This is a genomic window from Sphaerochaeta sp., assembly GCF_050178175.1.
Lineage (GTDB): Bacteria > Spirochaetota > Spirochaetia > Sphaerochaetales > Sphaerochaetaceae > Sphaerochaeta.
Window position 1 is genome coordinate 55,951 of the sequence record NZ_JBFXGH010000001.1, and the last position, 14,966, is coordinate 70,916.

At 44.9% G+C, this 14,966-nt stretch carries 13 protein-coding genes; 9 read left to right on the forward strand and 4 right to left on the reverse strand.

Annotated elements, in window-relative coordinates:
- Nucleotides 1-5 precede the first annotated feature (5 nt).
- Together AB7S66_RS00275 and AB7S66_RS00280 are read right to left on the reverse strand one after the other, a co-directional pair.
- Nucleotides 6-956 carry a ParB/RepB/Spo0J family partition protein gene (locus tag AB7S66_RS00275; RefSeq protein ID WP_428517379.1) on the reverse strand — a complete coding sequence of 317 codons (951 nt, stop codon included), beginning with the start codon at nt 954-956 and terminating at the stop codon, nt 6-8.
- Nucleotides 937-1,707, reverse strand: a complete 771-nt coding sequence (locus AB7S66_RS00280) for a ParA family protein (protein WP_428517380.1) — start codon at nt 1,705-1,707, stop codon at nt 937-939. The genes AB7S66_RS00275 and AB7S66_RS00280 overlap by 20 nt, the downstream gene beginning before the upstream one ends.
- A 113-nt stretch (nt 1,708-1,820) precedes the next feature.
- Here AB7S66_RS00280 and AB7S66_RS00285 point away from each other — a divergent pair, with 113 nt between their 5' ends.
- Nucleotides 1,821-2,051: a NifU family protein gene (locus AB7S66_RS00285; RefSeq protein ID WP_428517381.1), complete on the forward strand. Its 231-nt coding sequence runs from the start codon at nt 1,821-1,823 to the stop codon at nt 2,049-2,051.
- A 571-nt stretch (nt 2,052-2,622) separates the two neighbouring features.
- Here the strand turns inward: AB7S66_RS00285 and gyrA are convergent.
- Nucleotides 2,623-5,175 (reverse strand): DNA topoisomerase (ATP-hydrolyzing) subunit A, encoded by a 2,553-nt coding sequence (gyrA, locus tag AB7S66_RS00290; RefSeq protein WP_428517391.1) that lies wholly within the window; start codon nt 5,173-5,175, stop codon nt 2,623-2,625.
- A 15-nt stretch (nt 5,176-5,190) separates the two neighbouring features.
- The gene (gene gyrB / locus AB7S66_RS00295) at nt 5,191-7,224 is read right to left on the reverse strand and encodes a DNA topoisomerase (ATP-hydrolyzing) subunit B (protein ID WP_428517382.1); all 2,034 of its coding nucleotides are present in this window, start codon (nt 7,222-7,224) and stop codon (nt 5,191-5,193) included.
- 199 nt (nt 7,225-7,423) lie between these two features.
- Between gyrB and dnaA the strand changes: the two genes are divergently transcribed.
- The 8 genes from dnaA to jag all read left to right on the forward strand — a co-directional run bounded on the left by dnaA (nt 7,424) and on the right by jag (nt 14,809).
- Entirely contained in the window at nt 7,424-8,845 is a 1,422-nt protein-coding gene (dnaA, locus tag AB7S66_RS00300) for a chromosomal replication initiator protein DnaA (protein ID WP_428517383.1), read from the forward strand.
- A gap of 216 nt (nt 8,846-9,061) precedes the next feature.
- Complete coding sequence (gene dnaN, locus AB7S66_RS00305; protein ID WP_428517384.1) at nt 9,062-10,168, forward strand: DNA polymerase III subunit beta; 1,107 nt, start codon at nt 9,062-9,064, stop codon at nt 10,166-10,168.
- Entirely contained in the window at nt 10,168-11,259 is a 1,092-nt protein-coding gene (recF, locus tag AB7S66_RS00310) for a DNA replication/repair protein RecF (protein WP_428517385.1), read from the forward strand. The genes dnaN and recF overlap by 1 nt, the downstream gene beginning before the upstream one ends.
- Nucleotides 11,249-11,569 (forward strand): DUF721 domain-containing protein, encoded by a 321-nt coding sequence (locus AB7S66_RS00315; protein ID WP_428517386.1) that lies wholly within the window; start codon nt 11,249-11,251, stop codon nt 11,567-11,569. The genes recF and AB7S66_RS00315 overlap by 11 nt, the downstream gene beginning before the upstream one ends.
- A 110-nt stretch (nt 11,570-11,679) precedes the next feature.
- Nucleotides 11,680-11,847 carry a 50S ribosomal protein L34 gene (gene rpmH, locus AB7S66_RS00320; RefSeq protein WP_117328891.1) on the forward strand — a complete coding sequence of 56 codons (168 nt, stop codon included), beginning with the start codon at nt 11,680-11,682 and terminating at the stop codon, nt 11,845-11,847.
- Nucleotides 11,828-12,178 carry a ribonuclease P protein component gene (rnpA, locus tag AB7S66_RS00325; RefSeq protein ID WP_428517387.1) on the forward strand — a complete coding sequence of 117 codons (351 nt, stop codon included), beginning with the start codon at nt 11,828-11,830 and terminating at the stop codon, nt 12,176-12,178. The genes rpmH and rnpA overlap by 20 nt, the downstream gene beginning before the upstream one ends.
- 91 nt (nt 12,179-12,269) lie before the next feature.
- Nucleotides 12,270-14,093 carry a membrane protein insertase YidC gene (gene yidC, locus AB7S66_RS00330; protein ID WP_428517388.1) on the forward strand — a complete coding sequence of 608 codons (1,824 nt, stop codon included), beginning with the start codon at nt 12,270-12,272 and terminating at the stop codon, nt 14,091-14,093.
- A 41-nt stretch (nt 14,094-14,134) separates the two neighbouring features.
- Entirely contained in the window at nt 14,135-14,809 is a 675-nt protein-coding gene (gene jag / locus AB7S66_RS00335; protein ID WP_428517389.1) for an RNA-binding cell elongation regulator Jag/EloR, read from the forward strand.
- Nucleotides 14,810-14,966: the final 157 nt, after the last annotated feature.

The following is a 14,966-nucleotide window of genomic DNA, read 5'->3' on the forward strand; positions in this document are numbered from 1 at the left end:
CTTTCTTATAGTTCAAACAATCCCTGATTTGGCATCAGCAACTGATACAGTCTTTCCAATTCTTCACTACTGGTAAAGGGAATCTCAATCTTTCCTTTTTCCAGTGACCCTTTAATCTCGACCTGCGATCCTACTGCATGCAGGAATTTATCCTCAATTGCAATAATCTCTGGAGCCTTCGCCAGACTCTTCCTGGCCCGTTTCTTCTTCTGATATGCAGCACGTTTACCCATATTGAACTGTGAAGCCAGCTGTTCCGTTGCCCGTACTGAAAGATCTTTCTCCAGAACGGTACGATAAAGGATTTCCCTGTCCGCAGGATTCACCACGGAAAGAATCGCCCTCGCCTGCCCTGCAGTAAATTTGCCGTTCAATAAATCCTGCTGCATGGATGAGCTCAACTGTAAAAGCCGGATGCTATTACTGATTGTGGACCTATTCTTTCCCAGCCGCTTCGCCAACTCCTCTTGGGTTATCCCTGCTTCTTGAATAAGGTAAGCATACGCCTTCGCTTCTTCAATAGGGTTCAGACTTTCTCTCTGAATATTCTCTATGAGAGAGACTTCCAATCGTTGCATCTGGGTGAAATCTTTCACCAGTACCGGTATCCGCTCGAGCCCGGCAATTTTCGCAGCCCGGTATCTTCTCTCTCCTGCAACAATGCTATACAACCCTGGAGCGATCTCCTCTACCAGGATAGGCTGCAACACACCTTCTCGTTTGATCGACTGGCTCAATTCTTCCAGTGCTTCCTGGTTGAAATCTTTTCTGGGTTGGTTTGGGTTTGCACGAATTTGTTCTACAGGGACTTCAAGAACACGTTGGCCTTTCTCTGCATCTGGTTTTGATGAAGCTAGGCCAAGGGCGGAGTCCAAAACTGAATCAAATGAATAGTCTTGCATCAAGGAGCCTATTCCTTTCCCCAACCCATGTTTCTTATTGGTTTCTTGCGACACGTTTTGCAACCTCCTTGGCTAACGCCTTGTATGCTTTTGCCCCACTGCTTGAACCATCGTACACGGTAATCGGGAGTCCATGGGAAGGGGCTTCAGCAAGTCGGATATTTCTGGGAATCATAGTCTTGAAGACCAACTGGGGGAAAAAGGAACTCACATCTTCAACTACTTCCTTAGCCAGATTAGTACGCTTGCTATACATGGTGAAAAGAATACCCAGCACTTCAAGATCAGGATTAATCGATTTCTTCATGTTCCCCACAGTTCTTGTCAACAAGCTCAACCCTTCCATTGCCAAGTATTCACACTGCATTGGAATGATCACTTTCTTGGCCCATGCCATTGCATTGACCGTGACCAACCCAAGAGAAGGAGGACAGTCTGCAAGGATATACTCCCAAGAATTCTCCAATGGCGATAAAGCCCGTTTAATAAAAAACTCTCGCTCTTCCTCATCAACCAGCTCGATATTCAAACCAGCCATGTTGATATTGCTGGGAATAGCGTAGAGATTCTTGACAGGGGTCTGTTGAATCGCATCCTCAGCGGGAAGATGACCCGCTATTACCTCATATATACCAGGTTGCCTCCCATCAATGGAGGTAGCACTTGTAAGATTACCCTGGGCATCCAAATCGATCAACAGGACCTTCTTGCCCTGCCCCGCCAACGCAGCTCCCAAGTTGACTGCTGAGGTGGTTTTACCTACGCCACCTTTTTGGTTCAAAAACAGTATTGTTTGTGCACTCATGGTATTCACTATACGTAATAAATGCATTCATGTCACCCAATAAGGGAGTTAACTTGACCCTTCTTCATCTCTATAGTATCTTCAAGGTACCGTACCGTATGGAGGATACTTACATGAGAGAAGATAAAGTCAAAAAGGCAATTGAGGACATTAGGCCCTCTTTGCAAAATGACGGTGGAGATATCGAGTTCATCAGTTTGGTTGGCAATGATGTAACTGTTCGTCTTGTTGGCGCATGTGCTGGCTGCCCGATGTCCCAGATGACCCTGAAAGGTGGTGTAGAACGCTACCTTCGCAACTTTGTTGATCCGAATCTAACTGTGGTAAATACCCCAGATCTATAGTATTCAGAGAATCAAGCATGATGCGTTTCACGTGAAACATTCGCGTGGAACGTATTTTTTTTTATGCCCTGAATCACGTTTCGAAATACGCATTCTATTCGAATCAACTCTCTACCAAGATAATCGATGTTTCACGTGAAACAATCTTCGAAGACAATACCCGTTCCTGAACGTGTCTGAGCCATACGATCAATACTCCTTGTGTATACCAGACTCCACGTACAAAAAGAACGTGCTATTGTATATATTGCATTACCTCGTGTGCTCTTGTACTACCATCCAGTCCCCTATTCCTTCTACCAGATGTTTCACGTGAAACAGGACTGGCTTCAACATGGCCATACTATCCTTCTGAGCAAGTTGAATTCTCCTTGGTTGGTTTTTCACCTTCGATTTTGAAATGTTTTTCAAATATCCCAAAAACAGCAATTCAGCGCTCTATTTGCAGGTTTTTGAACCAATGTTTCTGTATAACGATACAGATTTGTGTGGGCAATTGAGCAAATTTTTGGCAATAAAATAGGCTGTTTTCTCAATGGAAAACAGCCCGATATACTACTTAACAGATGTTTTATTCGTTATCTGAATCGTCAGTTACCACATCTTCAGATTCATCATCATCAACATCCTCATCTTGAACCACATCCTCTGGATTTGGTGCTTCAGGAATCTCTACTTCTTCCTCTTCATCTTTCTCAGTAGAAGCGATGGCTACGATGGAGTCGTTTTTCCACTTCATCGACACCACACGGACTCCGGAAGCATTTCTCCCTTGCACCGAGATGGCATCACAATGAACTCTCAGCGTCTGTCCCATCATGGTGACACACACTACATCGTTATCATCATTCACACTCAGCACACCCACGATAAAGGAGGCCTTTGTTCCAAGACGGAAGATCTTCTGTCCCTGTGTTCCTCTACCATGTACATTGAAGCTGTCAAAGGTGACTTGCTTGCCCTGCCCATTTTCAGTAATCATGAGGATTCTGCGGGAATCATCTACCTTCAACAGTCCAGCAACCTGGTCATCTCCAATCAGGCGGATACCGCGAACACCACGGCTAGCTCTTCCCATTGCCCGTATATCACTTTGGCGGAACCTGAGTCCACGGCCATTCTTGGTGATCAACATGACCTCGTCACCTTCCTCAACAAGGTCACAGCTCAGGAGCTCATCACCTTCATCCAGGAACAAGGCCCTGATACCACGAACCCTTGCATTCACGAAGTTGGACAACGATACCTTTTTCACAACACCCTGACGGGTAGCCATCATCAGGTACTTATCCTCACTGAATTCCTTGAATGAAATGATTGAAGTGATCTTCTCGGAGGTTTCCAGCTGAAGAATATTCTTGATACTGGTCCCCTTCGCCGTTTTGGTAGCTTCAGGAATCTGGAATCCCTTGATATAGTAAGCCTTTCCAGCATTGCTGACGAACATCACATATTCATGGGTTGAAGCAACAAACATATGGTCGACGAAATCGCCATCCTGCAACTTGGTTGTCCTGGTTCCCTTGCCTGCGCGTCCATGAGCGTCATACTCCTCGACGGGAATTCGCTTTGCAAAGCCCTTGTTGCTGATCAATACAACGACAGATTCTTCCTTGATGAAATCCTCATCCGTTGCCTGTCCCAACTCCTCTCGGGCAATCCTCGTAAGCCTGCGGTCTTTTGGGACAAGGGTGGAGGGAAGGGAACGAACTTCAGATTTGACAACGTCCAATATCTTCTGGTCGTCCGCAAGCAAATCCTGATAGTAGGTTATCTTCTGTTCAAGTTCTCCCAATTCATCCAAGATCTTGGAAGTCTCAAGATGACTCAAGCGACCAAGTTTCATGTCGATGATCGCCTGTGCCTGGATATCATCCAACCCAAAACGTTCAACGAGACGATTTGCAGCTATCGTATTATCGTCAGACTCCTTGATGATCTTGATCACTTCATCGATGTTATCAAGACCGATTTTCAAGCCCCTGAGAATATGGGCACGCTCCTGTGCCTTGCGCAAATCATACCTTGTCCGTCTTGTTACCACCTCAGTTCGGTGCTCAATATAATACAGCAACATCTCCTTGAGTGTGAGCAACTGAGGCCTTCCCTTCACCAGTGCAAGATTGTTTACATTGAAATTTGACTGTAGGGCAGTTCGGCTGAACAACTGATTGAGCACCACCATCGGCTCGGAACCCATCTTCAGCTCCACCACGATCCTGATACCGTTACGGTCAGACTCGTCGCGTATTGCACTGATCATAGGAATCGCACCATCCTTGCGGAGATCATCAATCTTCTTCACCAAATCGGCTTTATTGACCTGGTAGGGTATCTCGGTGAACACAATCTGATCATGACCACGGTCACTCTCCTCAATCTCGTACACAGAGCGCATGACAATCTTGCCACGTCCGGTGGTAAAGGCATCCTTGATACCCTGCACACCACAGATGACTCCTCCTGAGGGGAAATCAGGACCCTTGATATGTTCCATCAACTCATCAATGGTGATATCAGGGTTGTCAATGACTGCACAGATTGCGTCAGAGATTTCCTGTAGGTTGTGTGGAGCCATATTGGTGGCCATTCCAACTGCAATTCCACTACTTCCGTTTGCCAGCAGGAAGGGGAATGAACCAGGGAGTACCAGAGGCTCTGTCATCGAGTCATCATAGTTCGGCCCGAAATCAACCGTCTCTTTCTGGATATCCTGCAACATTTCCTCGCCGATTCGGCTCATCTTAGCCTCGGTATATCGCATTGCTGCTGCCGGGTCACCATCAATCGACCCAAAGTTGCCCTGGGGGTTTACCACCGGGTAGCGCAAGGAAAAATCCTGCGCCAGGCGCACCAATGCATCATATACCGATCCATCCCCATGGGGATGGTATTTACCAAGTACATCACCAACAATACGAGCACATTTCTTATATGAGGAGTTGGCTCTCAGACCCATCTCATACATATCAAAGAGGATTCTTCTGTGGACCGGCTTGAGACCGTCACGTACATCAGGGAGAGCCCTGCTGACAATGACTGACATGGCATAGTTGAGATACGAGGTTCGCATCTCCTTTGCCACGTCTACAATTATTGTCCTATTTTCGTTTACTTCTTCCACGATCATGTCCTTATACTAGATATCCAAATTCGAAACATAGACGGCATTTGCGTCAATGAAAGCCCTTCGTGGCTCAACTTCTTCACCCATGAGCATACTGAAGACCCTATCAGCTTCCTCTGCATCTTCAAGAGAAATCTGGCTGATCATGCGTGTCTCAGGATTCATGGTTGTTTCCCAAAGCTGGTCGGGGTTCATCTCACCAAGACCTTTGTAACGCTGGATGCCAACCTTGTTTTCATCCCTGACATTGTGTTCCTCGAGAATCTTGGTCCTCGCTTCCTCATCATAGGCATAGAATACCTTCTTCCCTATGGTGATCTTGTACAAGGGAGGCATTGCAAAATAGATATATCCAGCTTCAATGAGAGGTCTCATATACCTGAAGAAGAACGTCAACAGCAGTGTCCTGATATGTGATCCATCAACATCCGCGTCCGCCATGATGATAATCTTGTGATATCTCGTTTTAGAGATGTCAAAGGTCACATCATTGTCGAAATCTTCATCCTTCCCCATATTGTTGTACCGAGTAATACCGGCACCAATGGAGGAAATAACCGGCTGCAGCTTATCATTTCCCAAAACCTTGAATTCCTGGGCTTTCTCAACATTGAGCATCTTGCCCCAAAGAGGAAGAATTGCCTGGAATCTACGGTCACGTCCCTGTTTTGCGGACCCACCTGCTGAATCACCCTCAACAATGAAGACCTCACACTTTGCAGGATCCTTTTCAGAACAGTCGGCCAGCTTGCCTGGTAGGCCGCCACCTTCACTCTTCTTCCTGATCTGCTCTCGTGCCTTACGGGCGGCAACCCTTCCAAGCGCAGCATTGATGATCTTCTGCAGAATGATTTCTGTCTGTGCAGGAAACTCATCAAAATAGTTTCCCAGCTTCTCATACACCATGGAGAAAACAACGCCGGTAACAGCAGAGTTGCCCAACTTCATCTTGGTCTGCCCCTCAAACTGGGGCTCGGGAACCTTTACAGAAATAACAGCGGTCAAACCTTCTGAGATATCACTCTGCTCGAGTTTTTCCTCATACTTCTTCAAGAGTTTTGGGTTCTTCTGTAATTGAAGGTTGATAACCCGACTCAATCCAGTCCTGAAACCAGTGAGGTGGGTACCACCCTCCCGGGTGTTGATATTGTTGACAAAGCTAAGCACCTTCTCATCGTACTTATCATTGTACTGCAGGCCGATCTCCACCTTGATGTTGTCCTTTTCCCCTTCAATGGAAATGGGAGGATCAACCAAGACACGCTTGAATTCGTTAAGGTAACTCACAAAGTGGGAAATACCACCCTCAGAGTGGAATGTTTGTTCCTTCACTTCGCTTCCTCTGCGATCAGTCAGGGAAATTGAAACACCCTTATTCAGGAAGGAAAGCTCCCTGAATCGGCCAACCAATACCTCATAACTGAAAGCATTCGGCTCCATGATGGAGTAATCGGGGGAGAATTTCACCACGGTGCCGCTTCGATCGGTATCTCCGATGCGAAGCACTTCACTCTTGGGCAATCCACAGCTGTAGAGCTGTCGGTATATTCCCCCATCCCGATAGATGGTAACCTCCATCCAGACCGAGAGGGCATTCACACAGGAGACACCCACCCCATGCAATCCGCCGGAAACCTTATAGGAGTTCTTGTCGAATTTTCCTCCGGCATGCAGTTGGGTGAGGGCAATTTCCAGCGAGCTTTTCTTTTCGGTTGGATGTGGATCGACTGGAATTCCGCGGCCATTGTCCTCAACGGTACAAATCTCTCTTCCCTCATCATCAATATCGAGGTAGACACGGATTTCTGAACAGTAACCAGCCATCGCTTCATCAATGCTATTATCAACCACCTCATATACGAGATGATGCAATCCATCAATGCCTGTGGATCCAATGTACATACCAGGTCGTTTTCGAACAGCCTCAAGACCCTTGAGGACCTGAATACTCCCGGCAGAATAACCATGGGAAACAGAAGCCATCTCTACACCATCGTGGTGCAAGGATGGCTCCAACGTCCCGTTGCCAAAGCTCCCTTCACTCATTCGTTATATCCTTATGTAATAATAAAAAAAATAGCTGTATCAATTCTTATCAAGTATACCAAAATTATGGGGGAGTTGCAAGCTTGCACACAAATTCAAGTCAATTTATTACTTCTTTTATTACAAGATTTTATAAACAACAGTTTCGGTTAGCTGTACAATACTTGCACCGTCTCACGCTACAAGGTAAAATGGCCGCATGAGCGAAGCACAAAACATATACTACGAGTTCTGGCAGGAAACTGTCTCACGTATCAAGGAGACCCTTCCAGAACAGGAATACCATACCTGGTTCAATCGAATTGCCTACCTACGATCAGATAGTCATAAGGTAGTATTGGCTGTAGCAAGCCAGTTTATTCTTGACACAGTAATAGCCCGTTACAGGGATATGATACGCAATACAATGATTGAACTAACTGGAGAGGACATTGATATTGGTTTTGAGGTAGTAGCACGTTCAAAAATTGAACAAATTCAAAAACCATTAAAAGAACACAAGGAAGCACCAAAGGAAACACCCATTGTCACCATCCAAACAAAGCCACAGGTCAATGAAGAAAAGACCTTGAAAATGAAAATGGATAGCAATCTGAACCCTTCCTATGAGTTTCATACATTCGTGATCGGGGACAACTCGGCATTTGCCTATAATGCAAGCCTCGCCATTGCAAAAAACCCTGGAGTCAGTTACAACCCTTGCCTCATATATGGTGGTGTAGGGCTTGGAAAAACCCACCTATTGAACTCCATCGGAAATTACATCATCAACAACACTCCTGAGCTGAAAGTTATGTATGTGACAGCAGAGATGTTTACCAATGAATTCATTGAATCAATCGGGTCACAAAGAACACAACAGTTCAAGAACAAATTCCGTAAAGTGGATGTGCTGCTCATCGATGACATACACTTCCTACAAGGAAAGGACAGCACACAGGAAGAACTGTTCCATACATTCAACAACCTGTACGAGTCAAAGAAACAGATGGTATTCACCTGTGACCGACCCATCAGTGAGCTGAAAAATATCACCGATCGCCTGAGTTCCAGGTTTGAGAGGGGATTGAACGTTGATCTGCAACCACCAAACTATGAGACAAGAATGGCAATCCTCAAGAAGAAACTTGTAGAAAAGGGAAGTTCGATGAGTGAGGAGATCCTCAACTACATAGCAACCAATGTATGTACCAATGTGAGAGATCTTGAATCATCACTTACCAAGCTTATTGCCTATAGTGAACTACTTGGACAGGAAATCTCATTCGACAAAGCAAGGGAACTCCTCGGCATTCTTCCCTCCTTGGCTGCCAATGCAAACCAAACCCTCTCAATTGATACCATAATCAAGGTGGTAGGAGAGTACTTCAATGTAAGCAGCTTCGAAATCAAGGGGAAAAAGAAGAACAAATCGCTTATACAACCAAGACAGATTGCCATGTACCTGGCAAGGGATATTACCGAATACTCCACTACGGAAATCGGTACAGAATTTGGAGGCCGGGACCACACTACCGTCATGCATGCACATGACCGGATTGAGTCCCTGATGAAGGGGGATGAATCGTTTGCAAACACCATTGTAAAATTGAAGAGGGACTTAACAAATAGTAAGCGGTAATATCTTGTGGACAACCACTGGATACCTTGTGGATACCTACCAAAACCTGTGGATAGAGCTTTTTTCCTTGTGGAAGGAATGTGGGTAACTGGGCAAGTTATCCACAAGATGAAAAAAATTAAGCAGTGATTGAGCAAGAAATTAGAAAGTTATCCACAGAATCTGTGCTATTATTACTATTATTACTATATTTTTTAATAATCTAGGAGTATCAATATGAAATTCGTCTGCAACAAAGATGACATCCTCAACGAGATAATATATTCAATGGATTTTACCAGCCAGAGAAATTCCCTTTCCATCACCAGCAATGTCTATCTGGAAACCTTCGATGGACGACTCATCATCAAGGCAACAGATCAGAAATTGGGATTCATCACTGAGATTGCAGTCGATACATTGCAAGAAGGAAGAACCACTGTTTTCTGTGAAAAACTCCTGAATATTCTCAGAAGCCTTCCAAACGCCCAAATTGATTTCTCATTGGAAGATGGAATGCTTACGATCAAGCCTGAAGAGCAAAACATTGATTTCAAACTGAGAACCATAGATGCTGATGAATTTCCTTCCTTGGAAAATCCAGAATTATCCTCGTATTTCACGATTCCTCAGAAAACCTTCACCGATATGGCAAACCAAACCATGTTTGCCATCAGCGAGGATGAAACAAGATATTTCCTCTGTGGATTGTATCTCGAAAGAAATGCAAGTGGCATGAACATGGTTGCCACTGATGGAAGAAGACTTTCCATTGTGGAGAGAACATTTGAAGAAGAGCTTCCCATGTTCCCATCAATTATCATTCCACCAAAATTCTTTACAGAATTGAAAAAACTCTCTACAGATGAGGGAATGCTTGATCTTTCCATAACAGAAAACATTCTTTTTGCAAAAATTGGAAACAGGACATTCTATACAACCCTCATCAAAGGACAATATCCAAACTATCGTAGGGTAATCCCTGAAATGCAAACCTATACCTGCACGATGAGAATCCAAGATATGCTTGATGCCTTGAAGAGAGTTTCTCTCTTTGTTGAAAACAAGGCAAAAAGAATCTTCCTGGATATCAGTGAGGCTGGAGTGTTGATCACCAGTGATGAGAGTGAAGTTGGAGAAGCCAAAGAGATCATTGCATGTCAGTATGAAGGTCCTGACAGCAAGGTTTCCTTGAACTACACATACTTGGTAAATCCATTGAAAGTCATGGAAGGAGAATATTTCTCCATCAGCTTTACTGAGCCTACTCGTGCAATGACAGTAAAACCTGATAGTAATAGGGATTACTTTCATATCATCATGCCAATGCAACCGAATGCCTGATGCGTTTTACCCAGCTTTGGACCAACCAATTCAGAAACCTGGCCAGCGAGAAAATACCTGTCGATAACCGACAGGTATTCCTCATTGGACCCAACGGACAAGGAAAAACCAATCTTCTTGAAGCGGTATATACACTCTGTTATGGATCTTCGTTTCGTACAAACCAACTGAAGGAACTTGCAACTGACAAAGAAAAAAACTTCAAGCTTGAAGGGGTGTACGTAACAGATGATGAACAATATCACACCCTTATACTCGAATACAAGGATGCGAAACGGACGGTACTGCTTGATGGACGGGAAATCAAGGACAGAAAGGAGTTGATCTACAACATTCCCTGCATTGTTTTCAGCCATGATGATATTTTTTTCATCAAGGGAGAACCTGAACAGCGAAGAAAATTTTTCGATCAGATCATGAGTATGTACAATCCCCTGTTTTTTGATGATATGCGCAGGTATCGGTTGGTATTGAGACAACGGAATCTGGCAATCAAAGAACAACGACTTGAATTGCTTCCAGTCTATGATATCCAGCTCGCCACCTATGGCATGGCAATACAGCAGGAAAGAACACGTGCTGTATTCGAGTTTGACCAAATTTTTCCTGAAATGTATCGCTCTGTTTCTGGTCAGGATATTGACGTGCATATCGAGTACCAACCATCCTGGAACACCTGTGCAACCAAGGATGAGGTGATTGCTTACCTGGAACAGACAAGGGGACGGGATATGAACCTGTTGACCACTACCAGTGGAATCCATCGTGACAGATTCCAGGTGATGGAAGGTACTCAAAATTTTTCCCAAACAGGATCTACCGGCCAAATGAGGCTCGCTTCACTTATTTTCCGTACTGCACAGATGGCATTTTTTGAGAAGAAAACTGGAGGGAAGCCCTTGATACTGGTTGATGATGTCCTGCTTGAACTTGATCATACCCGACGGGCGGAATTTCTTAGGTTGATGCAATCCTACAGCCAGGCTTTCTTTACATTTTTACCAGATGAGCAGTATTTCTCCTCTCTGGCAGATGAGAACGCATTGGTGTATACTGTCGATCAGGGAAAATTTATCAGCCATGAAAGATAAGAAAACAAGATTATGCAAGGAAGGAGAACCGCTGGAAGCAAGAACCGTGCTTGATTATGTCTTGCGCAGGCTTGATATCAGTGTGGACAACCCAAAAGCAGCTGTTGGATTTGAGTGGCAGAAAATCATCGGAAACCGCTTGTACCCACATGTGAAAATTGTGGAAATCAAGCACACCACATTGGTTTTGAAAGCCGATCATCCTTCTTGGGCACAAATTACCATGATGCAGCAAAAAAAGATTCTTTCTCTGCTTGAAAAGAAGTATCCATCCCTAGGCATTAAGAGCATCCAGATGCTAAGCTCTTAGTTACTTGACGTAAATACGGGCAGTCTATATACTGCACCACTCGGGGGAGTATCCTCTGAATTAAGTAGAAACTATCCGCGTAAAGCGATGTAAAAATTGGAGATTATCTCATGAGTTACAAAGGAAAAAGAACCTACCAGCCCAGTAGAGTGAAGAGAAACAGGAAGTTTGGTTTTAGGGCTCGTATGGCAACAAAGGGCGGTCGCCTGGTTTTGGCCCGCAGAAGAGCCAAAGGCAGACACAAGCTGTCCGTATGTGATGAGAAGAAGCCTTTCTAAACAAGAAATTGTAAAACGTAAACCGGAGATTGACCGAATTTTCAAGACCGGCAGGCATTATTCCTGCCGTGGGTTGAAACTTATCGTAAGTCAGAACCAACTGGATGTTGATAGGATTGTGGTAATTCCGGTCCGTCATTACGGTAATGCTGTCCAAAGAAACAGGATCCGTAGACAAATCAAGGAAATTTGGCGTACAGAAAAGCCCAGGATGGTCCCCGGTTACGATTTTGCATTTGTTGTGTATCCAGGAAAGATTCTTGATTATGCATTCCAAAAGGAACAAATACTCTCTCTCTGCGATAAGGCTGGGGTGTTTAACCAGTCTTAGAGCGCTTTCATGACACTCCTTATTCTGTTGTTCTGTCCTATCTTTCCTGTGTTTGCCTTCTTCTCTACACATCCCCCCATCAGGAGCAGATATGGATAAAAATACCATTCTAGCCATTGTTCTATCCGTATTGGTCATTACCCTCGGAATGACCATTCAAGCCACTTTCTTCGCGCCGACCACCACTGAAATGGTGACGACCACTCAGCAAGTTGAAACCTCGGGCAACACTTCAGGGCAGAGTACCTATTTGGAGCCTGCACAATCGAGTCAGGTTTCAGCCAATATTGCATGGAACAGTAGTCTCCCAGGTTCAATGGTTGTTGTTGGCAATGAAGGCAATAAGACTCCCTTCACATTTGAGACAAACTATTTCTTGATTGAATTCAATCCCAGTGGTGCCTCAATTGCTTCCTTAAAGCTGAAAGACCACCTTGATGAAGGAGAGCCTGTTGAACTCCTGTTCAAGGATGCATCATCCAATGATGCTTTCTTGATGTATGTAGGAAATGACAAGACCAATCCCATCGATGCAACTTTCCGTTACCAGATCATAGGTAACCAGGTGCAATTCACCCAGGAGTTTGCCCTTCTCGGGGAAGATGGCAAGACCCCTGGTGCCCCATTCTCCATCACAAAGACCTACACTTTTGGAGAAGAGGATTACCTCTTTGAAATTGATGTGGAGACCAGGAACAGTGAGAACAAGGCCATTCCTCTCTCCTTTGAGAATTATGCCTATACGCTCGCCTTTGAACCACAGATTGGACCCTCTTTCTCCTCCCTCGACAACAACTACAACTATCGTCGTTTCTATATCAAGGAAGACGGTTCTTCCAAGAAAGATCAGGTCAAGTTGAGCAATGGTGCATATTCAACAACCAAGCCTCTTTCCTGGGTAGCGCTTGTCGGTAAGTATTTCTCTATGATTGCCATTCCTGATGCTACCAACTACATGGTCAGCTTGAGTGAAGTTCCAGATGAAGGCCTTCCTCTTCAGTCGTGCATCTATCTGAGCAGACCAACGATCAAGAGTGCAGCCCAGACAGATACCTTCAGGTTCTATGCCGGTCCGCAGCTCAAGGGTGATATGGTCATCTACAATGATGCTTCCCTGAATAGCTTTGGGGTATCGGGCTTGCAACTTGAAGCAGCGCTGGACAGCAGTTCATGGCTTGGATGGCTGGAGACAATACTGAAGACCATCTTGAATTTGCTTTACCGCATAATCCCCAACTATGGTATTGGTATCATCATCCTTACTTTCCTCCTGAAGCTGGTACTCTACCCGATCACCAAGAAGGGTATGGAGTCAACTGCAAAGATGGCATCCCTCTCCCCTAAGATGCAGGAGATCAAGGAGAAGTATCCTGACAATCCAACCAAGCAGAATGAAGAGATGGCAGCCCTTTATAAGAAAGAGAAGATCAACCCCATGGGTGGATGTCTTCCGATGTTGTTGCAGTTTCCCATCCTTATTGCCTTCTACGGATTGCTTAATAAGCACTTTGAGCTGAGAGGAGCGATGTTCATCCCCGGATGGATTCCTGACTTGAGCCGTCCAGATACGGTTGCGATCTTGCCGTTCAACCTGCCCTTCCTTGGCAATGAACTGCACTTGCTTCCCATTTTCTATACGGTAAGTATGATTTTCTCAATGAAAATAACCCAGAACGCCTCAACTGCAGGTAGTCAGCAGGGCATGATGAAGTTCATGACCTACGGAATGCCGTTGATGTTCTTTTTTGTGTTGTACAATGCTCCTTCTGGTTTGATCCTCTACTGGTCAGTGATGAATGCCCTATCCATCCTTCAGCAGCTGCATACAAACAAGAAGAAACAGCGTGAGGCAAATGAGGAAGCACAGAACAACGTGCAGCAGTTCCCAGGTCCAAAGGGAAAGGGACGCAAATAGAAATTCAACTGCGGGGGATTTTCCCCCGAACGGAGTAGCATATGATGAAAGAATTCGAAGGACGTACTGAGCAGGAGGCTATTGCAAAAGCAATTGAGGAACTGCATATTGAGCGTGAAGATTTCGATGTGGAAATCGTTGAACCGGTCAAAAAGGGGCTCTTCAAGAAGAGCAATGTTAAGATCAGGATTCATTTTGACGATGGAAGCAATCTGGAACCGGATACATTTGATGATGAGAGAGACCTTGAACAGCCTATCAACAGCGAACTTGAGGACAAGTTGCTTACCTTTGTGGCTACTATCTTGGACAAGATGGGATATGAAGGCAGGGTATCCATCGGGTTCAGGAAGGAGCGGAAGCTCGGATTGAATATTGAGAGTGACAACTCAAATATCATCATTGGGCGTAAAGGGAAGAACCTCGATGCCATCCAGCTTATTGCCAATGTGTATGCTGGGCAATTTGATCCTGACATGAAGGTCATCGTTGATAGTGAAAACTATCGCATGCGGCATGAAGAACAACTGATCAGAATGGCTTTCAAGACAGCTGAACAGGTGCGAAAGAGCGGGAGAAGCAAGTTGCTTGAGCCAATGAATCCGTATGAGAGAAGGCTTGTCCATACCGCACTCAATGACTTTGGTGGGGTGGAGACCAAGAGTGAGGGAGACGGACTGTATAAACAGATACGAATCTCCAACGAGAGAAACTAAACCAACAACGGGAGCCAATCAAGGTTCCCGTTTTTAATGCTTGACAAATATTCAGAACAGACCTACTGTAACTAGTGTGCCGTATGGCACAAAACACTATATATTGTGTGTATAGGAAAAGGGAAGTTGGGTGTAGAAGCCCACGCGGTCCCGCCGC